We start from the raw sequence: 25645 nt of genomic DNA, 5'->3' as shown, positions 1-25645 counted from the left end.
CTCCGCCCCAGAACAAAAGTTATGGCGAGGATCACGACATGGCCGACCGGCTGCGTTTCGGGGCGTTCATCGCGCCTTTCCACCCGCTGGATGAAAATCCGACCCAGGCGATCGAGCGCGATCTCGACCTGGTCGTCCATATGGACAAGCTGGGGTTCGACGAGGCGTGGATCGGCGAGCATCATTCCGCGGGCTACGAGCTGATCGCCAGTCCCGAACTGTTCATCGCCACGGTGGCGGAGCGGACGAAGCATATCCGGCTGGGCACCGGCGTGTCGTCGTTGCCCTATCACCACCCCCTGATGCTGGCGGATCGCATCAACCAGCTGGACCACATCACGCGCGGGCGCGTGATGTTCGGGGTCGGGCCGGGCGCGCTGCCGTCCGACGCCTTCATGATGGGCATCCCGGTGGCGAAGCAGCGCGACCGGATGGACGAGGCGCTGGACGTGCTGGTCCCGCTGCTGCGCGGGGAGACGGTGACGAAGAAGACCGACTGGTTCGAACTGAACGAGGCGCGGTTGCAGATGACGCCGTACACGCGCCCGTCGGTGCAGATCGCGGTCGCCAGCCAGGTGTCGCCCACCGGCGCGTCGGCGGCGGGGCGGCACGGCGTCGGCGTGCTGTCGATCGGCGCGACGCAGGCGGGCGGGTTCAACGCGCTGGCCACCAATTGGGCGATCGCGGAGGATGCGGCGCGCGACGCGGGGCATGCGATGGACCGCGACCAGTGGCGGCTGGTCGGCCCGGTCCATATCGCGCGCACGACCGAGGAGGCGCGCGCGCAGGTAAGGTTCGGCATCGAGGAATGGCTGTATTATTTCCGCGAGGTCGCGGCGCTGCCGCTGGCGCCGCAGGACGGCAGCGATCCCGTCGATTCGCTGGTCAATTCGGGCATGGCCATCGTCGGCACGCCCGACGACGCGGTGCGCCAGATCGCACGGTTGCAGGAGCAGTCGGGCGGGTTCGGCGCGTTCCTGACGCTCGATACCAACTGGGCCGACTGGGCGGACAAGAAAGCGTCCTACGAACTGATCGCGCGCCACGTGATGCCGCATTTCCAGGGAAGCAACACCAACCGCGACGCCAGCCTGCGCTGGGCCGCGGACAATCGCCCGCGCTTCATCGGGGAGGCGCAGAAGGCGGTCGGCGCGCGCGTCGCGCAACATGTGGCGGACAAGGGCAGCGACAATATCCGGCCCGAAATCCTGGCGGCGATGGGCCTCGACAAGAAGCCGGAGGCGGCGGAGTGACGCTGACCCTCTGGGACCACCCGTTTTCGCCCTATGCGCAGAAAGTGAAGATCGCGCTGCGCGAGAAGGAGCTGGCGTTCGACACGGTCGTGCCCGGCGGCATCGGCACGGGCGGGGCGCGGGGGGATTTCCTGGCCGCCAATCCGCGCGCCGAGGTGCCCGCGCTGATTGACGGCGACGTGGCGGTGTTCGATTCGACCGTCATCCTGGAATATCTGGAGGACGCCTATCCCGACCGTCCGATGCTGCCCGCCGCGCCCGCGGACCGGGCGCGGGTGCGGATGGTCGAGGATGTGGTCGACACGCAGCTGGAGGCGATCAACTGGGGCCTGACCGAGGTCCGTGCCTTCGGCCGCGGCCGGGACGGGGCGGCGGACGCGTTGCTGGCGTCGGCGGAGCGGCAGCTGGCGGGGATGTTCGCGTGGCTGGAGCGGCAATTGGGCGCGGCCGACTGGTTCACCGGCGACCGCTTCGGCTGGGGCGACGCCGCAGTCGCGCCGTACCTGAACGGATCGGTCGGGCATGGCCATGCGCCCGGCGGGCGGCTGGCGGACTGGCTGGCGCGCGCCAACGCCCGCGCCTCCGTCGCCGACACGCTGGCGGAGGCCAGGGCGGCGAGGACCGCGGGGGGCGGGATGGGCGATGTCGCGAAGGCGGTGGAGCAGGGCCTGTTCAAGCGTGAGTATCGCGACCACCGGCTGGAATGGATGATCCGGTCGGGCGGGATCGACGTCGTGACCGAGGGGATGGCGCGCGACAACATCCGCTTCACCCCGGACATGCGATGACGAGCGGGGCGCTGATGCGCGCCGTCGTCCGCCGCGGTCCCGCGCTGGTCGTCGACGATCTGGCGACGCCGGAGCCGGCGGCGGGGCAGGTGCTGGTCCGCACCCTGTGCTGCGGCATCTGCGGCTCCGACCTCCACGCCGTCCATGCGATGGAGACGATGGTCGCGCTGTCAGCGCGCACGGGCGAGCCGGGGCTGATCGATCCGGCGCGCGACATCGTGTTCGGCCATGAATATTGTGCGGCGGTGCTGGATCACGGACCCGGCACCGACCGGCGGCTGAAGACGGGCACGCGCGTCGTCGGGATGCCCGTCGTGCCGACGCCGCGCGGGTTCGAGACCGTGGGTTATTCCAACCTGTTCCCCGGCGGGTTCGCGCAGCAAATGGTGCTGACCGAGGCGATGTTGCTGCCGGTGCCCAACGGCCTGTCCGACGTCGCGGCGGCGATGACCGAGCCGTTCGCGGTCGGCGAACATGCGGTCGCCGAGTCGGACGCGGGCGCGGACACCGTCAACCTGGTCGTCGGTTGCGGCCCCGTCGGCCTCGCGGTCATCGCGGCGCTGAAGGCGCGCGGGCTGGGGCCGGTGATCGCCAGCGACTACAGCCCCGCGCGCCGGCGGCTGGCCGAACAATTCGGCGCGGACGAGGTGGTCGACCCCGCCGCCGACGATCCGCATGCGCGCTGGGCCGCGTTGGGCGTGCCGCATAGCCGTACCGAACGATCGCTGCTGGCGATGACGGGCGGCACGGGGAAGCGTGCGGTCGTGTTCGAATGCGTCGGCGTGCCCGGCGTCATTCAGTCGCTGATCGAGCGCGTGCCGGTGGGGACCCAGATCCTCGTCGTCGGCGTGTGCATGCAGACTGACTCGATCGAACCGTTCCTGTGCATCAACAAGTCGATCGCGCTGAAATTCGTCCTGGCCTACACCCCCGACGAATTCGCCGCCACGCTGCGGCACATCGCGGACGGGACGATCGACGTCGCGCCCGCGGTGACGGGGGAGGTGGGGCTGGACGGCGTGGCCGACGCCTTCGCCGCGCTCGGCGAACCGGACCGGCATTGTAAGATCGTCGTGCGGCCCGGCACGTGAATTCATGAGCAGTTCCCCCGTTCGTGCTGAGCGCAGTCGAAGCACATGCCCTTCGACTGCGCTCAGGGCGAACGGGGGTTGAGGAGAACCAGGATGCATCTTGTCAGCGACAACATCGTCGAGGGCCGCGCGGGCCCGACCTATCCCCCCGTCCGCCCGACGTTGCCCGACGTCGACCTGACCGACATCTACCGCTTCACGAAGGGGCAGCCGTGGGATGATTTCCGCCGCATGCGCGAGACCGCGCCGGTGATGTGGCATCCCATGCCACGCGACGGCGTCGGGTTCTGGGCGCTGACCAGCCATGAGGCGGTCAAGCGCGTCAACGGCGATCCCGAGGGATTCTCGTCCGAAAAGGGCGGCATCCTGATGGCGCTGGGTGCGGAGGAGACGCGGCATCCGACGTTGTTCTCCGCGTCGACCAACAGCATGATAAACCTCGACGGGCGCCCGCATCGCGAGCTTCGCAAGGAGCACATGCCCTATTTCACCGCCACGTACATGAAGGGCCTGCGCGACCGCGTGTCGGCGGAGGTGACGCGGTTGCTCGACGGGATGGCGCCCACCGGCAAATGCGATTTCGTCGAGAAGTTCGCGCAGCGGCTGCCGATCTTCACGTTGTGCGAGATGCTGGGCGTGCCGGTCGCGGACCGCGAACGCTTCATGCAATGGATCCATTTCCTGGAAATGGCGCAGCAGATCGCGGTCGAGCAGATGGACCAGCTCGCCGGACTGTCCGAACCGACGCCGCAGATCGCGGCGTTCATCGACATGTTCAACGCCAACGTGGCGGAGATGTTCGAATATGGCCGCGCGATGCTGGCGAAGCGCCGCGCCGACCCGCAGGCGGACCTGATGAGCGCGATCGCGAATGCGCAGGTCGAGGGCGGCAAGCTGCCCGACGAATATCTGGACGGCGCGTGGCTGCTGATCGTGTTCGCGGGCAACGACACGACGCGCAACTCGCTGTCCGGCGCGATGAAGCTGTTCACCGAAAACCCGGAGCAGAAGGCGCTGTTGCAGGCGGACGGCGGCTTGCTGACCAATGCGGTGCACGAGATCACGCGGATGGTGTCGCCGGTCATCTACATGCGGCGCACCGCGACGCGCGACGTGGACGTATGCGGACAGACGATCGCCGAGGGGGAGAAGGCGATCATGTATTACGGCGCCGCCAATCGCGACCCGGCGATGTTCCCCGATCCCGACCGGTTCGACATCCGCCGCGCCAATGCGGAGAAGAACATCGCCTTCGGCCACGGGCCGCACATCTGCATCGGGCGGATGACGGCGCAATTGCAGCTGGAGGAAGCGTATCGCCAGATCTTCGCGCGCTTCCCCGACATCCGCTGGACCGGCGAGATCGACATCGCGCCGAACAACTTCGTCCATGCGGTGAAGCGGCTGGAGGTGGAATTCACGCCGGAGGCGACGGCGAGGGCGGCCTGATATCCTCCCCGTGCCGGGGAGGATAAGCCCATCTTGCCACCGCCCCGCGTACAAGTTGCTGGCGACCGCGGGCGTGCGCCGCCACATAGCGACGCGATGACCGACGTTCCGAACCGCGCGACCCTGCTCGACGCCCTCGTCTCGCTCGCAGAGGCGGGGGGCGATGTCGTGATGCGGCATTTCGTCGCGGGCTGCACCACCAGTTTCAAGGCGGACGACAGTCCCGTCACCGCGGCGGACCGCGATGCGGAGGGCGTGATCCTCGCGGGGCTGGCGCGCGTCGCGCCCGGTATCCCGGTCATCGCGGAGGAGGAATGCGCCGCCGGGCGGATGCCCGCGGTCGACGCGACCTTTTTCCTCGTCGACCCGCTGGACGGGACGAAGGAGTTCGTGCGGCGCGGCGACGATTTCACGGTCAACATCGCGCTGGTGGAGGCGGGGGTGCCGACGATGGGCGTCGTCTACGCGCCCGCGCGCCACACCCTGTACTGGGGCGATACGACGACGGGCGCCTGGGCAGCGACCCGTATCGCGGACGGACAGCGATCGGACGCCCGCGCGATCCATGTCCGCATCGCCGATTCGGCGGTCGTCGCGGTCGCGTCGCGCAGCCATGCGATGCCCGGGCTGGACGACTGGTTCGCCGCCGCGGGCATCGACGATCGCGTGTCGGTGGGGTCCAGCCTGAAGTTCGCGCTGGTCGCGGCGGGGGAGGCGGACGTGTATCCGCGCACCGGGCCGACGATGGAATGGGACACCGCCGCGGGCGACGCGGTCCTGCGCGCGGCGGGCGGACGGACGCTCGACCTCGACGGTGCGACGTTCCAGTACGGCAAGGCGGGTTTCCGCAACGAGGGCTTCGTCGCGACGGGCAGCTACGACCCCGCACCGCTGCGGCCGTTCCTGCCATGACGCATCTCGATCGCCTGGAGGCGGAGGGTATCCATATCCTGCGCGAGGTCGTCGCGGTCGCGGAGCGGCCGGTGATGCTGTATTCGGTGGGCAAGGATTCCGCCGTGATGCTGCATCTGGCGAAGAAGGCGTTCTTCCCGGCGCCGCCGCCCTTCCCGCTGCTGCATGTCGACACGACGTGGAAATTCCGCGCGATGTACGACCTGCGCGATCAGGCGGCGCGCGATGCGGGCATGGAATTGCTGGTCCACCAGAATCCCGATGCGAAGGCGCGCGGGATTAACCCGTTCGATCACGGCAGCCTGCACACCGACCTGTGGAAGACCGAAGGGCTGAAGCAGGCGCTCGACCAATACGGCTTCGACGCCGCGTTCGGCGGCGCGCGGCGCGACGAGGAGAAGGCGCGCGCGAAGGAGCGCATCTTCTCCTTCCGCACCGCCACCCACCGCTGGGATCCCAAGGCGCAGCGGCCGGAATTGTGGCACCTGTACAATGCGCGCCACGCGAAGGGGGAGAGCATGCGCGTCTTTCCCTTGAGCAACTGGACCGAGCTGGACGTGTGGCAATATATCGCGCGCGAGGGGATCGAGATCGTGCCGCTGTATTTCGCGGCGCCGCGCCCGACGGTGGAGCGCGACGGGTTGATCCTGATGGTCGACGACGACCGTTTCCCGCTGGCGCCCGGCGAGGTGCCGGTGGATCGTTCGATCCGCTTCCGCACATTGGGTTGCTACCCACTGACCGGCGCGGTGGAGAGCGAGGCCGCGACGCTGGACGATGTTATCCGCGAGATGCTGCTGACGACGACGAGCGAGCGGCAGGGGCGGGCGATCGACAAGGAGGCGGGCGCCAGCATGGAGCTGAAGAAGCAGGCGGGGTACTTCTGATGGCGAGCGGGCATATCCTCCCCGTGCCGGGGAGGATAGGATGAGTTACACCCCCGACGACCTGATCCGCACCGACATCCGCGCGTATCTGGCCAGCCATGAATCGAAATCGCTGCTCCGCTTCATCACCTGCGGATCGGTGGACGACGGCAAGTCGACGCTGATCGGCCGGCTGCTGTACGATTCGAAGCAGATATTCGAGGATCAGCTGTCGGCGCTGGAGGCGGACAGCAAGCGCGTCGGCACGCAGGGGCAGAACATCGATTTCGCGCTGCTGGTCGACGGTCTGGCCGCGGAGCGCGAGCAGGGGATCACGATCGACGTCGCCTATCGCTTCTTCGCGACCGAGCGGCGCAAGTTCATCGTCGCCGACACGCCGGGGCATGAGCAGTACACGCGCAACATGGTCACCGGCGCGTCGACCGCGGACCTGGCCGTGATCCTGGTCGACGCGCGCAAGGGCGTGCTGACGCAGACACGGCGGCACAGCTATCTCGCGCATCTGCTGGGCGTGCGGAACATCGTGCTGGCGATCAATAAAATGGATCTGGTCGGTTACGACCGGGGCGTGTTCGACCGCATCCGCCTGGCCTATCGCGCCTTCGCGAGCGAGATCGGGATCACCGATTTCCGCGCGATCCCCGTGTCGGGGCTGGGCGGCGACAATATCGCGACCGCCAGCACCAACATGGCGTGGTACGACGGCCCGACGCTGATCGAGCATCTCGACACCGTGCCCGTCGATGCGGATCGCGAGGCGCGCGGTGCCTTCCGCCTGCCGGTGCAATGGGTCAATCGTCCCGACCTCGACTTCCGCGGCTTCGCGGGCACGATCGCGGGCGGCGGCGTGAAGCCGGGCGATGCGGTGCGGATCGTGCCGTCGGGGCGCACCACCACCGTCGCGCGGATCGTAACGCTCGACGGCGATCGCGATGCGGCGGTGGCGGGCGAGTCGGTGACGCTGACATTGTCGGACGAGGTCGATTGTTCGCGCGGCGACGTGATCGCCGCGGCGGGCGACCCGCCGGAGGCGGCGGACCAGTTCGAGGCGACGATCGTGTGGATGGCGGACGAGGCGATGCTGCCCGGCCGCGCCTATGTCTTCCAGCTCGCGACGCAAAACGCGTCGGCGACGCTGCGGACGCCGAAATACCAGGTCAACGTCAACACGCTGGAACAGACCGCGGCGCGCACGCTGGAGCTGAACGCGATCGGGGTCGCGACGCTGTCGCTCGACCGGCCGGTGGTGTTCGAGCCGTACGACAAGAGCCGGGAACTGGGCGGCTTCATCCTGATCGACAAGGCGACCAACGCCACCGTCGCGGCGGGCATGATCCGGTTCGCGCTGCGCCGCGCCGCCAACGTGCATCGCCAGCATCTGGACGTGACGCGCGAGCGGCGCGCGGACCTGAAGAACCAGAAGCCCGCGGTATTGTGGTTCACCGGCCTGTCGGGGGCGGGCAAGTCGACGATCGCGAACCTGGTCGAGACGAAGCTGGCGCGGATGAACCGGCACACGTTCCTGCTGGACGGCGACAACGTCCGCCACGGGCTGAACCGCGACCTGGGCTTCACCGATGCCGACCGCGTGGAGAACATCCGCCGTGTCGGCGAGGTCGCGCGGTTGATGACCGACGCGGGGCTGATCGTGCTGACCGCCTTCATCAGCCCCTTCCGGGCGGAGCGCGACCTGGTGCGGCAGATGCTGAGCCCCGGGGAGTTCGTGGAGATCCACGTCGATTCGACGCTCGCCGCGGCTGAGGCGCGCGACGTGAAGGGCCTGTATGCGAAGGCGCGCGCCGGGAAGCTGGCGAACTTCACCGGCATCGACAGCCCGTACGAGGCGCCCGAGGCGCCCGACCTGCACGTCGATACCGCAGTGGAAAGCGCGGAGGCGGCGGCGGACCGGATCGTGGCGTGGTTGCTGGACCGGGAGGCGGCCTGACCACACCTCCGTTCGCCCGGAGCGAAGTCGAAGGGTATGCGCCGACGGTGGTGCATAGGCTTCGACTGCGCTCAGCCCGAACGGAAGGCTGAGGTGGACCTACGCCAACCCCGCCGCCAGCACGGCGCGCGTGCCGCGGTGGGCGGGGTCGTATTCCACCACGCTGTCCAGGCTCTGCGCCATCGCGCGGATCAGGCGGGTGCCGACGCCGGTGCCCTGCGGTGCGGCGTCGACGATGCCGATGCCGTCGTCCTCCACCGACAGGCGGAAGCGCGCGTCGCCGTCGCGGGTCAGCACGATGCGGACCTCCCCCGCGCCCGCGGGATAGGCGTATTTGCACGCGTTGCTGACCAGTTCGGTCACGATCACGCCCAGCGACACCGCGCGGTCGGTCGGCAGGCGCAGCGGCTCCGCGGCGAGATGCAGGTCCCGCGGGCGATCCGCGCTGGACCAGGTGGCGGACAGTTCGGCGATCAGCGCGGCGAGATATTCCTGCATGTCGACGCTCTCGACATCGTCGCCGGTGTACAGGCGGCGGTGGACCTGCGCGATCGCGGTGATCCGCGCCTGCGTGTCCTCCAGCGCCGCGCGCGCCGCCTCGTCCGTCAGGCCGCTCGCCTGCATTCGCACCATCGCGGACACGATCTGGAGCGAATTGGCCACGCGGTGGTTCACCTCCGCCAGCAACGCCTCCAGCCGCGCATTGCTGGCGCGCAGGTCGGCCTCGGCCCGGGTTTTCTCGCGCGCGGTTTCGCTGCGCCGGATGACCTGCGCGAAGGTGGCGTCGAGGAGGTCGAAGAAATCGTCACCGACCGATTTCACGACATAGTCCGCCGCGCCCGCGCGCAGGGCGGCGACCGCGACACGGCTTTCCTCCGACCCGGTGACGTAGACGACCGGCGGCGCGTCGGGCAGCGCGTTCAGCCGCGCCAGCGTCTCCAGCCCGTCGATCCCGGGCATGTAATGATCCACCGCGACCAGGTCGAACGGCTCCGCCGCGGCGGCGGCGACGCCCGCCACGCCGTCCGCCGCCGTCGTCACGCGATGGCCGCGCCGCTCCAGCGCGCGCGCGACCAGCCGGCGGATGCCGGCGTCGTCGTCGATGTACAGGACATGGGCCAAACGATCAGCGGCCCTCGTCCAGATCGGGGACCTGGATGACCGACAGGAACAGCCCGAGTTGCCGGATCGCCTGCGCGAAGTTTTCGTAGTTCACCGGTTTCGTGATGTAGACGTTGGCGCCCAGGTCGTAGCAGCGCTGGATCTCGCGGCTGTCGTCGGTGGTGGTCAGCACGACGACGGGCGTGCGCTTCACCGGGCCGTCCGACCCCTTGATCCGCGCCAGGATGTCGGTGCCGCTCATGTCGGGAAGGTTCAGGTCCAGCAAGACCAGCGCGGGCCCGTTCAGCGCGGGGCCGCCGGTATCGTTGAAGATATAGTCGAGCGCGCTCGTCCCGTCGGTGAAATGCCTGATCTCGTTCATGATGCCCGCGCGGCGGATGTTCTTCTCGATCAACCGGGCGTGACCTTCGTCGTCCTCGATCATCACGATTCCGACGGATTGGGGTGCGTTCATTCCCGGTTTTCCTGCGCGTCGAGGGTAAGGGGTAGATTGAGGCGGAAAGTGGTGCCCTGTCCGGGCGTGGATGTCACGTCGATCGTTCCGCCCAGGCGGAACGCCAGCGCGCGGACGGTGGCCAGGCCGATCCCCTCGCCCGCCACGTCCTGCGTCCCCGAACGGCGGAACAGGTCGAAGACGCGATCGTGATCGCGCGCGTCGATGCCGCGGCCGTTGTCCGCCACTTCCAGGATCGCGCGCGCGCCCGCGCGATGCCCGCGCACGACGATCCGGCCGGGAACGCCGCGGCGCAGGTATTTCACCGCATTCTCGATCAGGTTCGACAGGATCTGGTCGATCGAGAAGCGGTCGGTCACCATGACGGGCAGCGTCCCGTCGATCGCCAGGACGGCGTCCGCCGAATCCAGCCGGTGCGCCAGCGTGTCGCCGATGCCCGCGACCATCTGCGCCAGGTCGATCGGTTCGGGGGTCAGCACGCGGCGGCCATGGCGGGACAATTGCAGGATCGCGGTGATGAGCCGGTCCATCTTCTGCGTCGACGACCGGATGAAGCCGATCGCCTCGGGCAGATCCTCCCGCGCGGCCAGGCGGTCGTCCTGCGTCACCAGATCGGGCGCGTGCTCCTCCGCACGCTCGACCAGGCCGCGCAGCGTGCCCGCCGCCCCTTCCAGTTCGGCGGTGAAGCCCATGACGTTCACCAACGGGGAGCGCAGGTCGTGGCTGACGATATAGGCGAACCGCTGGATCTCGTCGTTCGCGCGGGTCAGGTCCGACGTGCGCTCCGCCACGATCCCCTCCAGCCCTTCGTTCATCTGCGACAGCGCGTCGCGCGAGCGGGCGAGATCGCGCGTGTAGGCCAGGATCGTCGCGAGGGAGACGAGCGCGACCCCGACCAGCAGCAGGCCGGCGAGCGCCACGACGGCGTAGAACAACCGCTCGCTGGCCCGAAGCGCCGCGTCGCGCTGCGCCAGCAGGCGCCGCTCCTCCGCCAGCATCCGGTCGAACCCGGCGCGGATCGTGCGCAACCGCGCCGATTCGTCGTCGCGGCGGAAGGCGGCGAGCCCGGCGGCGGCGTCGCCGTTCGCGACCATCGCCACGGTATCCTCGCGCCGTGCCGCCAGCGCCGCGACCGCGCGCCCGATCGCCGCGCCCTGCGCCTGTTGCCGCGGATTGTCGCCGGTCAGCGCCCGCAACCGCGCCAGCGCGGCGGGAAGCTGCGCCGCCGCCTCGCGATAGGAGCGCAGGAAGCCGCGGTCCTCGGGCATCAGCAGGAAGCCGCGCCGCGTCGTCTCCGCCTGCTCGATCAGGCGGCGCGAATCGAGGATGGCGTTCTCCACCTGATAGGTGTGCGCGACCATGCGCGCATGGCGCTCGTTCTCGCTCATCACCCAGGTCGCGGCACCCCCCGCCCCGATCAGCGCGACGAAGCCCAGGATCATGAAGAGGGCGAGGCGACGCCCGATCGATCCTTCCCGGACGACGACGAAGGGAAGCGGGCGGCGGACCATCGCGACGGGCGGTAGCGTGACTGGCACGTCGGCGCCAGTGACGACCTACAGCAGCAGTTCCTGCGCGGTGGCGCGGCCGACATGGCCGCCGCCGCGGCGGCGCGCCATTTCGGTTTCCGCGGTGAAGCGGATGTCGGGGTCGCGATCGGTCATGAACTTCACGAGGCTTTCCTCCTCGATCTCGCGCCAGTCCTTGCCGCGGTCGGGGCCGTAGCGGACGCGGGGGAGCAGGCCGGGCTGGCTGGTCCATTCGACCAGTTGCGCGACCGACGCCTCGTTCAGCTGGTCGCGCAGATGGTGCGCGGTGACATAGGCGTCGGGGAAGGCGCGATGCGCGGGCAGGCCGCGGTCGTGGTCCAGCCCGTCGGGCTTGCGCCAGTAGCGCAGCACCTGGTTCGAGAAGGACGGGCTGTCGGGCCACAGCCGCAGCGCGCATTTCCACGTGCAGATCCAGTCCGCGCCATGCGTCATCGCGGGCGTGCAGAACTGCTCCTCGAACGCGGAGCGATGCGCGGCCAGCGCGACGCGGCGGGGGTAGGGATCGAGGACCTGTCGCGCGACGTCGTGCCACCACGGCGCGTCGGCCACGTCCTCGTCGCGGATGTGGTGGATCGCCTGCGTGATCGGGGGCATCGAGCGGCCGGGATTGACCAGCCGGTTGCCGCCCTCGCCATATAATTCCCAGCGGCCGTCGGGGCCGAGCGCCACGTCCTGCCAGCCGACCTCGCACACCCCGTGCGCGGGCGGGGCGGAGCCGGTCGTTTCGAGGTCGATGACGCGGACGATCTGGGGCAGGGGACGACGCACGACCGCTACATGGACCTTCAGGCCCGCGAATACCACCACACGCCGTCGCGGTCCTCGCGCCGGGCGCGGCCGGTCGCCTCCAGATGGCGCAGGTGCGCCAATGCCTCGCCGGTCGCCATGCCGATGACGTCGGGGCCGATCGGGCGACGGAACAATTGCGGGAAACAGTCGGCGGCGCGGCGCGGGGTTTCGATATGCGCCGCCAGCGTGTCGAGCCGGTCGCGATGCTCGGTCGCCAGCGCGTCGAGCCGGGCGTGCAGCCCGTGGAAGGGATCGCCGTGGCCGGGCAGGACCAGCAGGTCGTCGGGCAGGAGGCGGAAGCGCGCGATCGAATCGAGCCATTCGCCCAGCGGGTCCGCGCCCGGTTCGTTGACGTGGAGCGACACGTTGCTGCTGATCCGCGGCAAAACCTGGTCCCCCGCGATCAGGATGCGGCGCTCGCGGTCGAGCAGGCACGCATGTTCGGGGCTGTGCCCGCTGCCGACGACCACTTCCCAGTCCGATCCGCCGATCGACAGCGTCTCGCCGTCGCGGATGCGCGTGAAGCCCAGCGGCAGGCGCGCGATCATCTTTCCGAAGCGCGCGAAGCCGCCCTTCTCCGCGCTCGCGATCTGTTCCGGGCTCCACCCGCAGGCGCGCCAGAAGGCGATCTGTTCCGGGGGCACCTCGTCGCGGCTGTCCGACGACAGCATCCGCGCCATCAGCCATTCGGTGCGCGTCATCAGGATCGGCGCGTCGTCGAACCGCCGCGCCAGCCAGCCCGCCAGCCCGATATGGTCGGGGTGCATGTGCGTGCACAGGATGCGCGTGATCCGCTGCCCCGCGAGCGGGCCGTCGAGGATCGCGTTCCACGCCTCGGTCGACCGCGGCGAGGCGGTGCCGGTGTCGATCGCGAGCAGGCCGTCGCCATCATCCAGGATCAGGCCGTTGACGTGCTTCAGCGGTCCCGACATCGGCACGCGCCACCAGCGGATGCCGGGCGCGACGGTCAGCAGCTCGCCGGGTTGCGGCGCGCGATCGCCGAACGGGAAGGTGAGGCCCGCCGAACTGGTCGGCGTCAGGCTCTCGTCGCCGATCAGCGCGCGCTGGTAATGGGTCGCCATGCGCGCGACGCTATCAGGCGGGGACGGGGAAGTGAAGCGAGCGGCTTAACTTGGCCCCGCGGTCGTCCCGAGCGCCGCCGTTCTCCCGCGAAGGCGGGAGTCCAGGGTTGCGCACGCTACGCGCCGTTGTCCTGCGTGACCCTGGGTCCCCGCCTGCGCGGGGACACGCCGGTTTATGACGTGCCGCGCAGGCGTCGCCCACATTCTCAGCGGCGGAAGGGGTCGACGATGCCGCCGGGCAGCAGGTTCGGGGCCTCGTCGCCCGCATGTTCGGCATCGCGCGCGGCCTGCTCGCGCTCGGCGCGCAGCGACGCGATCAATGCCTCGCGGTCGCCGTCGAGGCGCGTGTCGGTCGGGTTCGCCTCGATCCCCGCCGCCTTCGCCGCCTTCGCCACCGCGGCGTCCAGCTCGCGCTGCGTCGTCAGGCCGAGCGTCACCGGATCCTTCGGCGTGATGTTCGCGATGTTCCAGTGGCTGCGGTCGCGGATCGCGGCGATGGTCGTGCGGGTGGTGCCGATCAGGAGCGAGATCTGCCCGTCGGTGATCTCCGGATGGTTGCGGATGATCCAGGAAATGCCGTCGGGCTTGTCCTGCCGCTTGCTGACCGGCGTGTAGCGCGGGCCCTTCGTGCGGCGGACCTGCTCGGGACCCTTGGTCATCTTCATGCGGTAATCGGGGTCGGCCTGCGCCTTGTCGATCTCATCCTGCGTCACCTCGTGCGCGCGGACGGGATCGCGGCCGGTCAGCTTCGTCGCGGCGGTATCGTCCGCGATCGCCTGTACCTCCAGGATGTGGAGGCCGCAGAACTCCGCGATCTGCTCGAACGACAGCGCGGTCTGATCGACCATCCAGGAGGCGGTGGCGTGGGGCATGAGCGGCTGGGCCATGCGGATACTCCGTCAAACGTAAAAGGGCCGCCCCTTCACGGAGCGGCCTCAACCCGACGGACTTAGTGCGCCGGACGCCGCAGGGCAAGCGGTCAGGCGGCGCGCGTCGCGATCGGCCGCGGCACGGGCAGCGGGGCCAGTGCGGCGAGGAACTGCCGCGTGGCGCGGTCCCAGTCGAACCGCGCGCCGATCCGCGCCACGTCCGCGCGATCCAGCGCCATCGCGCCCGCCACCGCATCGCGCAGGTCGGCCCGCATCACGCCGCCGCCGCCCGCCAGCACGTCGACCGGGCCGGTGACGGGATAGGCCGCGACCGGCGTGCCGCACGCCATCGCCTCCGCCATCACCAGCCCGAACGTGTCGGTCAGGCTGGGGAACACCAGCGCGTCGGCGGCGCGATAGCAGGCGGCGAGGTCCTCGCCGCGCCGCTGCCCGAGGAAGAGCGCCGACGGGTATCGCGCCGCCAGCACGTCGCGCGCGGGGCCGTCGCCGACCACCACCTTCGTCCCGGGCACGTCCAGCGACAGGAACGCCACGACGTTCTTCTCCACCGCCACGCGCCCGACGTACAGCAGGACCGGGCCGGGCAGCGCGACCAGGCCCGCGTCGCGGATGCCGGCGGGATGGAACAGCGCCCGATCGACGCCGCGGCCCCAGCGGCGCACCTGCGCGATGCCGCGCGCGCGCAGCGTCGCCTCCACCGCGGGGGTGGCCACCAGGACCGCGGCGGCGGGGCGGTGGAACCAGCGGATGTAACGCCAGACGAAATCCGGGCTGACGCGGGTGCGCGCGGCGACATAGTCGGGGAATTGCGTGTGATAGGCGGTGGTGAACGGCAGGCCGTGGGCGAGGCACCAGCGTCGGGCCGCGAGGCACAGCGGCCCTTCGGTCGACAGATGGATCGCGTCGGGCGCGAACGCCGCCAGCCGCTGCCCCACCCCGCGCGGCGCGAGGGCGAGGCGGATTTCGGGATAGGTGGGGCAGGGCACGCTGGGGAACAGGTCGGGCGAGACGACCATCACCCGGTGTCCCATCGCGACGAGAGCGGCGCGGGTGGCGAGGAGGGTGCGGACCACGCCGTTGACCTGCGGCGTCCACGCATCGGTGACGATGGCGATCTTCACGTGCCGGTCCTCAGGCCGCGATCGCCACGGGCGGGGCGGTGCGCGCCGCGATCTCGTCCGCCCAGTGCAGGATCTCCATCCGTCCGTCGTGATGCTCGACCAGCGCGGTGCAGCTTTCGACCCAGTCGCCGTCGTTATAGTAAGCGATGCCGCCGATGCCGCGCATCTCCGCGCTGTGGATGTGGCCGCATACCACGCCGTCCACCCCGCGGATGCCCGCGGCGGCGGCGACGATCTCCTCGAACCGGCTGATGAAGGCGACCGCGTTCTTCACCTTCGCCTTGGCATGCTTGCTGAGCGACCAATAGGGCAGGCCCAGGCGGCGGCGCACCGTGCTGACGCGGCGGTTGAGCGCCAGCAGCACGGTGTAGGCGAGGTCGCCGACATGCGCGAGCCAGCGGTGCGACAGCGTGATCGCGTCGAATTCGTCGCCGTGCAGGACCAGCAGGCGGCGTCCGTCCGCGGTTTCGTGGATCGCCTTGCGCCGGATCTGGATGCCCCCGACGTCCAGGCCCGCGAACTGGCGGAACATCTCGTCGTGGTTGCCGGGGATGTAGACCATCCGCGTGCCGCGCCGCGCGCGCTTCATCAATCGCCAGACGACGTCGTTGTGCGCGGCGGGCCAGAAGAACCGCTTCTTCAGCCGCCAGCCATCGACGATGTCGCCGACTAAATACATCGTGTCGCTGTCGACATGGTCGAGGAAGTCGATCAGCATCTCCGCATCGCAGCCGCGCGTGCCCAGGTGGACGTCGCTGATCCAGATCGTGCGGTAGCGCCGCCGTTCCACGACCGCTTCGGGACGGGCGCGGCGGCGGGGCGGGGCGAGGCGGGTGACGGTGGCGGTCGTCATTGGCGGGCCTTTCGCGAGGGCGGCGATCCTGCCGACCGTCCCTGCCCGCGCGATGTTACGCCGCCGTCACGGCGCGGTGACGGTTTCGCGTCGTCGCGGATCCGACCTGTCGCATGGTTGCAACATCCGGCTGCTTAAGGGCGGCGGGGACGCCGCGCCGTGTTGACTCGCCACGTCGGGCGGCGAACAGGGCGCGCGACAGGGAGATCGATCATCATGCGCATCCGTTCGTACATCGCCACCGGCATCGCCGCCGCGCTGCTCACCGCCTCGACCGCCGCCGTCGCGGCGCCCGCCAACCGCGCCGCGTCGCTGTCGGTCGCGCGCGCCGCGACGCCCGCGACGAAGGCGAGCCGCATCGGCGCGGAAGTGCCGACGACCACGCTCATCAGCATCGGCATCCTGGGCGCGCTGACCGCGCTGGTCCTGGTGCTGACCAGCAGCGACGACGACGACAGCGACAGCAACTGATCGCGCGTCCTTTCGTGGCGTAAAGGCGGGCCGCGGCGGAAGCGTCGCGGCCTGTTTGCGTTAAAGCGGCATGGTTCGCGCATGAGGCGTTGCTATCTCGCCGGTAAGGCGCGCAATAATGCCGCAACGTCATCCGGGAGCCATTCGCATGTTGGATACCGTCATTGCGGCCCTTCTTCTCGCGGCTCAATCGTCGACCCCCCCGCCGCCGGGTACGCCCTACCCCCCGGTGCCGCCAATTCCACCCGGCCGTGGCGAGATCGTGCTCTTTCGCGCAGCCGATCCTGGAATTGGCAGATCGACCTGTCCTGTTTCCTATGGTGACACGCGGCTTGTCGATCTCCAGGCGGGAAGGTGGGCCAGATGGGCAGTGTCGCCGGGTCGCTATCTGCTGGTGAGCGGCAAGACCCGACTTTCGGTGAGAGTCGATCTCGGGGCTTCCCGCTACGTCAGATGCGAGGTGGCGAAGGCAGGTCGCCGTAAGGTGACTGCGCTCATCGCCGTAAGTCGGAATAAGTATGAGCAGCGATCGTTCACTTTGCGGTCTCAGCAGATGTTGAACGATATCGAAACCATGCCGCATGCCAAGTAGACACCGTGTCCGATAGATCTTGCGACTGTCCTACATGCGCTTGATCCCTTTATGTTCTCATCGCCTCGAGTCGGGGCGATAACCGGAGAACATAGATGGCGGACGACGATATCATCGTGGTGGGCAAGCTGCGGCCAACCAATCCGGGGGTGTTTGTTTCGTACGGGCGCGGCCTTTACGGCTATAAGTCCACTGAGCGGAACATCGGCAAGACGGGCACTCCCGAACGCGTGGAAGAGGGCGACATCATCGTGGTCGGACGCGCCAGTGATCCGGCCAACGCCACGCGACTAAAAGCCGCGATGGACAATGTGGCGAAGACGGTGGCTATCCTGACCCCCATCATCCGGGCGCTCAGCGCCACGAAGGAATATACGCTCAATTCGGGTGAGAAAGTGACTGGGGCCGAAATCAAGCGATTGTGGGGCCTCATCAGATTCTTCGTGACCGATCAGCCATTCGGCCAGAACCGTGACGGTTCAGTTCAGTTAATCGACGGCAAGCTGGTCGACTCTCTTTATTTCGCGGCGTTTGAAGGGGCAGATTCGTATGCTGACCCAAACTACCAGAACAACGCCGGCATGAACTTCATCATCATGCACGAGGTGATGCATATGACCAGTGCGTCGCAAACCCACTATGATGACGCCTATACGACGTTCCGGGAAACGGTTCCGCAGCCGAACGAGACTAAGTGGTTCGCGAACACCGGCGGCTGGTTCGGGCGTACCGAGCGTTTCACCAACACGCTTGCCAAGGTATTCGGCGATCAGCAGGGGTTCACCCCCGTCACCAGCCCGACCTTCGGATATATTCCGGGCAACTGATCCGGCGGACCGAGGGGAACGACGACCGGACGGCCATGCGCCGTCCGGTCAGCCCATCGTCAGCACGATCTTCCCCACGTGATCCCCCGCCTCCATGCGGCGGTGCGCCTCCGCCGCCTCCGCCAGCGGAAACGTTCGGTCGATCGCTGGCTTCAGGCGGCCGGCCTCGACATGCGGCCACACCGTGCGTGCGATCTCGTCGGTCACCAGCGCCTTGAACCCCGCATCGCGGGCGCGCAGCGTGGAGCCGGTCAGCGTCAGGCGGCGGCGCATCACGTCGAAAATCGGGATCGTGGCGCTCGCGCCGCCTTGCACCGCGATCGACACGTGCCGCCCGTCTTCGGCCAGGCATTGCAGGTTGCGCGGGACATAGTCGCCGCCGACCATGTCCAGCACCACGGCGCAGCCCGCCCCGCCGGTGATGTCCTTCACCCGCGCGACGAAATCCTCCGTCCGGTAGTTGATCGCGTGATGCGCGCCGAGCGCCGTCGCCGCCGCGACCTTCTCGTCCGAGCCCGCGGTGACGACGATCGTCAGGCCGAACAGCTTGGCGAGCGCGATCGCCATCGTCCCGATCCCGCTGGTGCCGCCATGGACCAGGACGGTGTCCCCCTCCGTCGCGTAGCCGCGTTCGAACAGATTGGTCCACACGGTGTACAGCGTCTCGGGCAGTGCCGCGGCCTCGACCGCGGACAAGGCCTCGGGCACGGGCAGGCACTGGTCGGCGGGCACGACCGCATATTCGGCATAGCCGCCGCCGCCCACGAGCGCGCACACGGTCTGTCCCAGCAGCGCAGGTTCCGCCCCGTCGCCCAGCGCGATCACCTCGCCCGCCAGTTCCAGGCCCAGCGTCTTCGGCGCACCGGGCGGGGGCGGGTACATGCCGCGGCGCTGGAGCACGTCGGGGCGGTTGACCCCCGCGGCGGCGACGCGGACCAGCACCTCGCCCATGCCGGGCACGGGCACCGGGATCCCGCGGGGCACCAGCACCTCCGGCCCGCCGGGCGCCTCGGGATCGATCGCCAGCATCGTGTTCGGCAGGTCGGTCATTCGTGTCATCGCCCCTTCGCCGCAAATCGTCCTGCGGTCGCTCCCCGCGCTTATTGACTTCGGCCCGGCGGGGGTCAACGCTGTGTCGCGTGGACCTGGACGACATTCTCGGCCCCGGATCGGGCGATCCCCTGCCTGCGTTGCTGGCGGAGGATCTCGATCGCCTGTCGGTCGCGGAACTGGAGGCGCGGGTCGCGGCGCTGGAACGCGAGATCGCGCGGTGCCGACGAAAGATCGAAGGCGCCGTTAACCATCGCGCAAGCGCCGACCGGCTATTCAAGTCGTGACCGCCGGCGCACCGGACCGGCGAGACGATCGCCCCCGGTGCCGCATCCCGGCGCTTGATGCGGAGCGCATGACTTCCGACATAGTTGGAAAGGCGCCGCGCATGCCTCGCGGCCCGATCGGAGTATCATAATGCCTTCTTTCGCGAGCGCCCTCGAAGCCACGCTCCACAAGGCGCTGGAGGCCGCGTCCTCGCGCCGCCACGAATATGCGACGCTGGAACACCTGCTGCTGGCTTTGGTCGACGACGAACATGCCGGGCAGGTGATGGCGGCGTGCGGCGTCGACGTCGGCGACCTGAAATCGACCGTCGCCACCTATCTCGACACCGAACTGGGCGCATTGAAGGTGGAAGGGACGACCGATCCCCAGCCGACCAGCGGGTTCCAGCGCGTGGTGCAGCGCGCGATCCTGCACGTGCAGTCGTCGGGCCGCGACGAGGTGACGGGCGCCAACGTGCTGGTCGCGTTGTTCAGCGAGCGCGAGAGCTACGCCGTCTATTTCCTGCAACAGCAGGACATGAGCCGCCTCGACGCGGTCAGCTTCATCTCGCACGGCGTCGGCAAGGGCAACGCCACCCCCGAGGCGACCAGCGTGAAGGGCGCCGCCGAGGAAGAGAAGAAGGACAAGCCGACGGACGGGAAAAAGGGCGAGAGCGCGCTGAAGCAATTCACCGTCGACCTGAACGAGAAGGCGAAGATCGGGAAGGTCGATCCGCTGATCGGGCGGATGGCGGAGGTCGACCGGACGGTGCAGATCCTGTGCCGGCGCAGCAAGAACAACCCGCTGTACGTCGGCGATCCCGGCGTGGGGAAGACCGCGATCGCGGAAGGGCTGGCGCGCAAGATCGTCGAGGGCGACGTGCCCGACGTGCTGAAGCCCGCGGTCATCTACTCGCTGGACATGGGCGCGCTGCTGGCGGGCACGCGCTATCGCGGCGATTTCGAGGAGCGGCTGAAGGCGGTCGTCAACGAACTGGAAAAGCTGCCCGACGCGGTATTGTTCATCGATGAAATCCACACCGTCATCGGCGCGGGCGCGACCAGCGGCGGGGCGATGGATGCGTCCAATCTGCTGAAGCCCGCGCTGTCGGGCGGCACGATCCGCTGTATCGGGTCGACGACGTACAAGGAATTCCGCAATCATTTCGAAAAGGACCGCGCCCTCCTGCGCCGGTTCCAGAAGATCGACGTGAACGAGCCGACGATCGAGGACACGATCAAGATCCTGGCGGGCCTGCGCAGCGCGTTCGAGGACCATCACAAGGTCAAGTACACGCCCGACGCGATCAAGAGCGCGGTGGAGCTGTCGGCGCGCTACATCAACGACCGCAAGCTGCCCGACAAGGCGATCGACGTGATCGACGAAGTTGGCGCGATGCAGATGCTGGTGCCGCCATCGAAGCGGAAGAAGACGATCACCGCGAAGGAGATCGAGCAGGTCATCGCCACGATGGCGCGGATCCCGCCGAAATCGGTCAGCACCGACGACAAGAAGGTGCTGGAGCATCTGGAGACCGACCTGAAGCGCGTGGTGTTCGGGCAGAACAAGGCGATCGAGAACCTTGCGTCCGCGATCAAGCTGTCGCGCGCGGGCCTGCGCGATCCGGAAAAGCCGATCGGCAACTATCTGTTCACCGGCCCGACCGGCGTCGGCAAGACCGAGGTGGCCAAGCAATTGTCCGCGATCATGGGCATCCCGCTCCAGCGGTTCGACATGTCCGAATATATGGAGCGGCATTCGGTCAGCCGGCTGATCGGCGCGCCTCCGGGCTATGTCGGGTTCGACCAGGGCGGCCTGCTGACCGATGCGGTCGACCAGAATCCGCATTGCGTGCTGCTGCTGGACGAGATCGAGAAGGCGCATCCCGACCTGTTCAACATCCTGTTGCAGGTGATGGACAACGGCCGCCTGACCGACCAGCACGGAAAGTCGGTGGATTTCCGCAACGTCATCCTCATCATGACGACCAATGCGGGCGCGAGCGACATGGCGCGCGAGACTTTGGGCTTCGGCAACCTGACGCGCGAGGGCGAGGACGAGCAGGCGGTGCAGAAGATGTTCACGCCGGAATTCCGCAACCGGCTGGATGCGATCGTGCCGTTCGGTTACCTGCCGCCCGAGGTCGTCGCGCGGGTGGTGGACAAGTTCATCCTCCAGCTCGAACTCCAGCTCGCCGACCGCGACGTCCACATCAAGCTGGACGACGAATCGAAGAAGTGGCTGACCGACAAGGGCTATGACAAGATGTACGGCGCGCGCCCGATGGGCCGCCTGATCCAGGAGAAGATCAAGCAGCCGCTGGCCGAGGAGCTGTTGTTCGGGAAGCTGGTCCATGGCGGCGAGGTGACCGTGAAGCTGAAGGACAACGCCCTGTCCTTCACGATCGAGGGATCGGCGCCGAAGAAGCCGGGGAAGAAGAAGGGTGGGCGCGCCGCGACGGTGAAGGCGTAGCCGTCCGTATCGCGATGTAATTACCCGTAAAGGCGTCGTCCGCGGCAGGCGGGCGGCGCCTTTACCATATCTTCGCTTCCCCGCCGCTACCCCGGTCGCATGGGGATCGCCCGCTTCCTGAACGGCCTTCTGCTCCTGCTCGCGCTGCTTGCGGCGCGGCCGGCGGCGGCGCAGAACGCCGATATCGGCGTGCCGGTCGCGATCTGCGTCGCGCGCGCGACGGACGGGGACAATGTCGCGGCGATGCTGACGGCGCGCGGTCGGTACGATTGCACCACGCCGCAGCACCGGATGGGGCCGGGCGATTACTGGGTACGGGCGACCGGGCTGCCGACGGAGGCGGGACGGTCGCCGCGCACGATCCGCAGCGCGAGCCTGTGGCAGGAGCGCGCGACCCTGTACGTCGCCTATGCCGACGGCGCGATGACGGCCCGGACGATGGACGACCGCGACGCGACGGCGGCGTTGCAGATCGGTGCGGTGCTGGAACTGCCCGTCCCCGTGCGCGGGGTGCGTGCCACCGCGCTGCTGTGGCGGATCGAGGGTGCCGCGAACACGCGCGGGATCGTCGCGCAGCCGCGACTGGCGACCCCGGACGACAGCGTCAGGTCGAACCTGCTGCTGGGCACGCTGTACGCGGGGTTCGCGGGATTGTGCCTGGCGTTGTTCGTCTACAACCTGGCGCTGTGGGCGGTGCTGCGGCACCGTTTCCAACTGGCGTATTGCGCGATGCTGGCCGCGCTGGTCGGCTATGCCGCGTCGTCGTCGGGGGTGCTGGGCTGGTGGACCGGCATGGCCAACACCGATCGCATCCGCGTGAACTACCTGCTGCTGGCGCTCGCCGGCGTGCTGGCGGTCGCGTTCGCGCGGCGATTCTTCGAGGATCGCGTCTTCGCCGGCGTGCTGGGCCGCGCCGCGCGGATCGTCAGCGGCACGTTGCTGGCCAGTGCGGTCGCGTTCGCGTCGCTGGCACCGTGGCACGCACTCGCGCTCGACCAGATCTACGGCGCCGCGTTCCTGGCGCTGACGATCTTCGCGGTGGCCGTGCTGTGGCGCGCATGGCGGATGCGCAGCAATCAATTGTGGCTGTTCGGGATCGCATGGGCCGCGCCGATCGCGCTGGCGGCGATGCGCGTGGCGGCGCAATTCCACCTCGTGCGCTTCAGCTTCCTGCTGGACAATTCCACGCTGGCCTCGATGACGGTGGAGGCGTTGCTGTCGGGGATCGCGATCAGCTACCGCATCCGCCTGCTGATGGGCGAGCGCGATGCGGCGATCGCGGGGGAGGCGGCGGCGCGTGCGCTGGCCGATACCGATCCGCTGACCGGGCTGCTCAACCGGCGCGCCTTCCTGCGCGAGGCGATCGGCGAGCCGGAACGGCGGCGGCTCGTGCTGGCGGACATCGACCATTTCAAGCGCGTCAACGACACGCTGGGACACGACCGGGGCGACGAGGTCCTGCGACGCTTCGCCCGCGCGCTGGAACAGGCGGCGCCGGCGGACGCGTTGGTGGCGCGGATCGGGGGGGAGGAATTCGCGATCCTGGCCCGCGACGACCACGCCGGACTGGCCGACAGCGTGCTGACCGCGGTGCGTGCGGCGCGGATGCCCTACGACCTGACGGTCACGGCGTCGCTGGGCAGCGAGGCGGGATCGATCGTAACGGAGGCGGACTGGAGCCGGCTGTACCGGCGCGCCGACCAGGCGCTGCTCGCCGCCAAACAGGCGGGGCGCGACCGCGTGCGCCATGCGCCCCCGGGCCTTGCCGCCTGAGCGCCGCCTGAGCGCCGCGTGGGCGATTGTATCGATCGCGCGACATGGTTTATGCAGCGTCCCATGGACCAGCAGCCGAATTACCGCCGCCGCCGCATCGCCGCCGTGATCGCCGCGTTCGCGCTGCTCGTCGTGGCGAACCACGATCGGCCGACCTTCGGAACGCTGTCGATCGGGTTCGATACCGACCGGGGCCCGCAGGTCGAGGCGCAGCTCGCCCCGCCGCTGGACGCGATGGCCGCGGCGGCGGTCTATGCGGCGGACCGCCTGATCCACTGACCGCGGCGGCGTTGACGGCGGCGACGCCGTGCTTACAGCCGTGTCAATGACCGATCCCGACTGGCTCCACGGCTACCGCCACCCCGTGCCGTGGGAAACGGCCTTCCCACCCGAATCGATGGTCGCGCTGTTCGACGATTCGGTCGCGCGGTTCGGCGCGCGGGCGCTGATCGACTTCATGGCGCGGCGATATTCCTATGCCGAGGTCGCGGACGGCGCGCGGCGCGTCGCGACCGGGCTGGCGGCGATGGGATATGGGAAGGGCGACCGGATCGGGCTGTTCCTGCCCAACGTGCCGCATTACCTGGCCGCCTATCACGGCGCGCTGCGGCTGGGCGCGACGGTCGTGAATTTCTCCCCGCTCTATTCGGTCGACGAACTGGTGCACCAGGTAGAGGATTCGGGCACGCGCGTCCTGTTCACGCTGTCCGCCACCGCGCTGCTGCCGAACGCGCTGGCGGTACTGGCGAAGAGTTCGCTGGAGCGCGTGATCGTCGGCTCGGTCGCGGGCGCATTGCCCGCGGGCAAGTCGCTGTTCTATCGCCTGTTCAAGGGCAGGGAGGTCGCGGCGCGGCCCGACGACGCGCGCGTCACCGCCTTTTCCGCCTTGATCGCGAACGACGGCGCGCTGCCCGCCGCGATCATCGATCCCGCGCGCGACGTGGCGCTGATCCAATATACCGGGGGCACGACGGGTACGCCGAAGGGCGCGGTACTGACGCACGCCAACGTCGCGGCCAATGCGCGGCAGGTGGCGTCGCTGGACCCGCATCCCGACCTGCCCGACCGCATCCTGGGCGCGTTGCCGCTGTTCCACGTCTTCGCCAACACCTGCGTCATGAATCGCACGATCGCGACCGGGGGGGAGATCGTGATGCTGCCGCGGTTCGAGGCGGGGGCGGCGCTGGCCGCGCTGCACCGGACGAAGGCGACCGCCCTTCCCGGCGTGCCGACGATGTACCAGGCGCTGCTGGACCATCCCGGGATGGCGAAGACCGACTTTTCGGGCCTGCGCATCTGCATTTCCGGCGGCGCGGCGCTGAACGCCGACCTGAAGGCGCGGTGGGAAGAGGCGACGCACGCGACGCTGGTCGAAGGCTATGGCCTGTCGGAAAGCACGGGCGTGCTGACCGTCAATCCGTACGAGGGGGTGCAGAAGCCGGGAACGATCGGCCAGCCGCTGCCCGGCACGCGATTGCGGCTGGTGGACAAGGAGGACCCGACGAAACCGGCGCCCGCGGGCGGCCCCGGTGAGATCGTGGCGAAGGGGCCGCAGGTCATGGCGGGATATTGGAACCGGCCCGACGCGGATGCGGACACGTTCGCGGACGGATGGCTGCGGACCGGGGACGTCGGCACGATCGACGCGGACGGCTTCGTCGCGATCGTCGACCGGCTGAAGGACATGATCGCCGTCGGCGGGTTCAAGGTCTTTCCCAGCCGGATCGAGACCGTGCTGCACCGGCATCCCGCGGTGCGCGAGGCGCTGGTGATCGGTGTGCCCGATGCCTATTCGGGCGAACGCGTGCGCGCGTACGTGACGCTGGAGCCTGAGGCGGTGCCGGTGACGGGCGACGCGCTGCGCGACTGGGTCAACCCGCAGGTCGGCAAGCACGAACGCGTCGATGCGGTGACCGTACGCGACGCGATGCCCAAGACGATGATCGGGAAGCTGAGCCGCAAGGACCTGATCGCGGAGGTGCGGGTGCTGGAGGGCTGGTAACGCCC

The 25645-nt window shown here is 69.0% G+C and carries 23 protein-coding genes; 14 read left to right on the top strand and 9 right to left on the bottom strand.

Translation table 11 applies throughout. From position 1 onward, the window contains the following. Positions 1-38 precede the first annotated feature (38 nt). The 7 genes from ASG29_RS01295 (at position 39) to cysN (ending at position 8325) form a co-directional block, all read left to right on the top strand. On the top strand, positions 39-1253 hold the full coding sequence (locus tag ASG29_RS01295) for an LLM class flavin-dependent oxidoreductase (protein WP_082515543.1): 1215 nt from the start codon (positions 39-41) through the stop codon (positions 1251-1253). Next, positions 1250-2041: a glutathione S-transferase family protein gene (locus tag ASG29_RS01290; protein WP_200932335.1), complete on the top strand. Its 792-nt coding sequence runs from the start codon at positions 1250-1252 to the stop codon at positions 2039-2041. Before ASG29_RS01295 ends, ASG29_RS01290 begins: the two co-directional genes overlap by 4 nt. A 14-nt stretch (positions 2042-2055) precedes the next feature. Continuing rightward, positions 2056-3132: a zinc-binding dehydrogenase gene (locus tag ASG29_RS01285; protein WP_055980659.1), complete on the top strand. Its 1077-nt coding sequence runs from the start codon at positions 2056-2058 to the stop codon at positions 3130-3132. A gap of 93 nt (positions 3133-3225) precedes the next feature. Continuing rightward, complete coding sequence (locus ASG29_RS01280) at positions 3226-4581, top strand: cytochrome P450 (RefSeq protein WP_055979047.1); 1356 nt, start codon at positions 3226-3228, stop codon at positions 4579-4581. Positions 4582-4677: 96 nt separating this feature from the next. Beyond that, complete coding sequence (cysQ, locus tag ASG29_RS17315) at positions 4678-5493, top strand: 3'(2'),5'-bisphosphate nucleotidase CysQ (RefSeq protein WP_055979044.1); 816 nt, start codon at positions 4678-4680, stop codon at positions 5491-5493. Then, entirely contained in the window at positions 5490-6380 is an 891-nt protein-coding gene (gene cysD, locus ASG29_RS01270; protein WP_055979041.1) for a sulfate adenylyltransferase subunit CysD, read from the top strand. Before cysQ ends, cysD begins: the two co-directional genes overlap by 4 nt. A gap of 40 nt (positions 6381-6420) precedes the next feature. Beyond that, positions 6421-8325 (top strand): sulfate adenylyltransferase subunit CysN, encoded by a 1905-nt coding sequence (gene cysN, locus ASG29_RS01265; protein WP_055979038.1) that lies wholly within the window; start codon positions 6421-6423, stop codon positions 8323-8325. Between the two features lie 99 nt (positions 8326-8424). Here the strand turns inward: cysN and ASG29_RS01260 are convergent, their stop codons facing one another. The 8 genes from ASG29_RS01260 to ASG29_RS01225 all read right to left on the bottom strand — a co-directional run bounded on the left by ASG29_RS01260 (position 8425) and on the right by ASG29_RS01225 (position 16186). Continuing rightward, positions 8425-9447, bottom strand: coding sequence for a sensor histidine kinase (locus tag ASG29_RS01260; protein ID WP_235532723.1), 1023 nt, complete (start codon positions 9445-9447; stop codon positions 8425-8427). Between the two features lie 4 nt (positions 9448-9451). After that, complete coding sequence (locus tag ASG29_RS01255; RefSeq protein ID WP_055979032.1) at positions 9452-9901, bottom strand: response regulator; 450 nt, start codon at positions 9899-9901, stop codon at positions 9452-9454. Next, positions 9898-11412 (bottom strand): sensor histidine kinase, encoded by a 1515-nt coding sequence (locus ASG29_RS01250; RefSeq protein WP_055979027.1) that lies wholly within the window; start codon positions 11410-11412, stop codon positions 9898-9900. The genes ASG29_RS01255 and ASG29_RS01250 overlap by 4 nt, the downstream gene beginning before the upstream one ends. Positions 11413-11457: 45 nt before the next feature. Next, complete coding sequence (locus ASG29_RS01245; protein WP_055979026.1) at positions 11458-12219, bottom strand: exonuclease domain-containing protein; 762 nt, start codon at positions 12217-12219, stop codon at positions 11458-11460. A gap of 17 nt (positions 12220-12236) precedes the next feature. After that, on the bottom strand, positions 12237-13322 hold the full coding sequence (locus ASG29_RS01240) for an MBL fold metallo-hydrolase (RefSeq protein WP_055979023.1): 1086 nt from the start codon (positions 13320-13322) through the stop codon (positions 12237-12239). Between the two features lie 206 nt (positions 13323-13528). After that, positions 13529-14209 (bottom strand): DUF1013 domain-containing protein, encoded by a 681-nt coding sequence (locus tag ASG29_RS01235; RefSeq protein WP_055979020.1) that lies wholly within the window; start codon positions 14207-14209, stop codon positions 13529-13531. A gap of 92 nt (positions 14210-14301) precedes the next feature. Beyond that, positions 14302-15333, bottom strand: a complete 1032-nt coding sequence (locus ASG29_RS01230) for a glycosyltransferase family 4 protein (RefSeq protein ID WP_055979018.1) — start codon at positions 15331-15333, stop codon at positions 14302-14304. Positions 15334-15343: 10 nt separating this feature from the next. After that, positions 15344-16186, bottom strand: coding sequence for a UDP-2,3-diacylglucosamine diphosphatase (locus tag ASG29_RS01225; RefSeq protein ID WP_055979015.1), 843 nt, complete (start codon positions 16184-16186; stop codon positions 15344-15346). A gap of 216 nt (positions 16187-16402) precedes the next feature. Here ASG29_RS01225 and ASG29_RS01220 point away from each other — a divergent pair, with 216 nt between their 5' ends. Both ASG29_RS01220 and ASG29_RS01215 read left to right on the top strand, forming a co-directional pair. After that, the gene (locus ASG29_RS01220; protein ID WP_055979012.1) at positions 16403-16657 is read left to right on the top strand and encodes a hypothetical protein; all 255 of its coding nucleotides are present in this window, start codon (positions 16403-16405) and stop codon (positions 16655-16657) included. A gap of 687 nt (positions 16658-17344) precedes the next feature. Further along, positions 17345-18076, top strand: a complete 732-nt coding sequence (locus tag ASG29_RS01215; RefSeq protein ID WP_055979009.1) for a hypothetical protein — start codon at positions 17345-17347, stop codon at positions 18074-18076. 48 nt (positions 18077-18124) lie between these two features. On the opposite strand, the gene ASG29_RS01210 is transcribed toward ASG29_RS01215, so the two are convergent. Continuing rightward, positions 18125-19126 carry an NAD(P)H-quinone oxidoreductase gene (locus ASG29_RS01210; protein WP_200932334.1) on the bottom strand — a complete coding sequence of 334 codons (1002 nt, stop codon included), beginning with the start codon at positions 19124-19126 and terminating at the stop codon, positions 18125-18127. 89 nt (positions 19127-19215) lie between these two features. Here ASG29_RS01210 and ASG29_RS01205 point away from each other — a divergent pair, with 89 nt between their 5' ends. The 5 genes from ASG29_RS01205 (at position 19216) to ASG29_RS01185 (ending at position 25640) form a co-directional block, all read left to right on the top strand. Beyond that, complete coding sequence (locus ASG29_RS01205; protein WP_055979006.1) at positions 19216-19413, top strand: DUF1192 domain-containing protein; 198 nt, start codon at positions 19216-19218, stop codon at positions 19411-19413. A 130-nt stretch (positions 19414-19543) separates the two neighbouring features. After that, the gene (clpA, locus tag ASG29_RS01200) at positions 19544-21865 is read left to right on the top strand and encodes an ATP-dependent Clp protease ATP-binding subunit ClpA (protein ID WP_055979003.1); all 2322 of its coding nucleotides are present in this window, start codon (positions 19544-19546) and stop codon (positions 21863-21865) included. Between the two features lie 99 nt (positions 21866-21964). Next, positions 21965-23638, top strand: a complete 1674-nt coding sequence (locus ASG29_RS01195; RefSeq protein ID WP_055979000.1) for a sensor domain-containing diguanylate cyclase — start codon at positions 21965-21967, stop codon at positions 23636-23638. Between the two features lie 63 nt (positions 23639-23701). Beyond that, positions 23702-23917 carry a hypothetical protein gene (locus tag ASG29_RS01190; RefSeq protein ID WP_055978996.1) on the top strand — a complete coding sequence of 72 codons (216 nt, stop codon included), beginning with the start codon at positions 23702-23704 and terminating at the stop codon, positions 23915-23917. 46 nt (positions 23918-23963) lie between these two features. Next, positions 23964-25640, top strand: coding sequence for an AMP-binding protein (locus ASG29_RS01185; protein ID WP_055978993.1), 1677 nt, complete (start codon positions 23964-23966; stop codon positions 25638-25640). The last annotated feature ends 5 nt before the right edge of the window (positions 25641-25645 follow it).

Source organism: Sphingomonas sp. Leaf412, assembly GCF_001425405.1.
GTDB lineage: Bacteria > Pseudomonadota > Alphaproteobacteria > Sphingomonadales > Sphingomonadaceae > Sphingomonas.
This window is presented reverse-complemented; position numbering and strand designations above follow the sequence as displayed.

What these genes read in the sequence shown, in the direction of transcription:
- ASG29_RS01295 (WP_082515543.1), top strand. Translation starts at nt 39, where the DNA reads ATGGCCGACCGGCTGCGTTTCGGGGCGTTCATCGCGCCTTTCCACCCG.
- ASG29_RS01285 (WP_055980659.1), top strand. Translation starts at nt 2,056, where the DNA reads ATGCGCGCCGTCGTCCGCCGCGGTCCCGCGCTGGTCGTCGACGATCTG.
- ASG29_RS01280 (WP_055979047.1), top strand. Translation starts at nt 3,226, where the DNA reads ATGCATCTTGTCAGCGACAACATCGTCGAGGGCCGCGCGGGCCCGACC.
- cysQ (WP_055979044.1), top strand. Translation starts at nt 4,678, where the DNA reads ATGACCGACGTTCCGAACCGCGCGACCCTGCTCGACGCCCTCGTCTCG.
- cysD (WP_055979041.1), top strand. Translation starts at nt 5,490, where the DNA reads ATGACGCATCTCGATCGCCTGGAGGCGGAGGGTATCCATATCCTGCGC.
- cysN (WP_055979038.1), top strand. Translation starts at nt 6,421, where the DNA reads ATGAGTTACACCCCCGACGACCTGATCCGCACCGACATCCGCGCGTAT.
- ASG29_RS01255 (WP_055979032.1), bottom strand. Translation starts at nt 9,901, where the DNA reads ATGAACGCACCCCAATCCGTCGGAATCGTGATGATCGAGGACGACGAA.
- ASG29_RS01250 (WP_055979027.1), bottom strand. Translation starts at nt 11,412, where the DNA reads ATGGTCCGCCGCCCGCTTCCCTTCGTCGTCGTCCGGGAAGGATCGATC.
- ASG29_RS01240 (WP_055979023.1), bottom strand. Translation starts at nt 13,322, where the DNA reads ATGGCGACCCATTACCAGCGCGCGCTGATCGGCGACGAGAGCCTGACG.
- ASG29_RS01235 (WP_055979020.1), bottom strand. Translation starts at nt 14,209, where the DNA reads ATGGCCCAGCCGCTCATGCCCCACGCCACCGCCTCCTGGATGGTCGAT.
- ASG29_RS01225 (WP_055979015.1), bottom strand. Translation starts at nt 16,186, where the DNA reads ATGACGACCGCCACCGTCACCCGCCTCGCCCCGCCCCGCCGCCGCGCC.
- ASG29_RS01220 (WP_055979012.1), top strand. Translation starts at nt 16,403, where the DNA reads ATGCGCATCCGTTCGTACATCGCCACCGGCATCGCCGCCGCGCTGCTC.
- ASG29_RS01215 (WP_055979009.1), top strand. Translation starts at nt 17,345, where the DNA reads ATGGCGGACGACGATATCATCGTGGTGGGCAAGCTGCGGCCAACCAAT.
- ASG29_RS01210 (WP_200932334.1), bottom strand. Translation starts at nt 19,126, where the DNA reads ATGACCGACCTGCCGAACACGATGCTGGCGATCGATCCCGAGGCGCCC.
- clpA (WP_055979003.1), top strand. Translation starts at nt 19,544, where the DNA reads ATGCCTTCTTTCGCGAGCGCCCTCGAAGCCACGCTCCACAAGGCGCTG.
- ASG29_RS01195 (WP_055979000.1), top strand. Translation starts at nt 21,965, where the DNA reads ATGGGGATCGCCCGCTTCCTGAACGGCCTTCTGCTCCTGCTCGCGCTG.
- ASG29_RS01190 (WP_055978996.1), top strand. Translation starts at nt 23,702, where the DNA reads ATGGACCAGCAGCCGAATTACCGCCGCCGCCGCATCGCCGCCGTGATC.
- ASG29_RS01185 (WP_055978993.1), top strand. Translation starts at nt 23,964, where the DNA reads ATGACCGATCCCGACTGGCTCCACGGCTACCGCCACCCCGTGCCGTGG.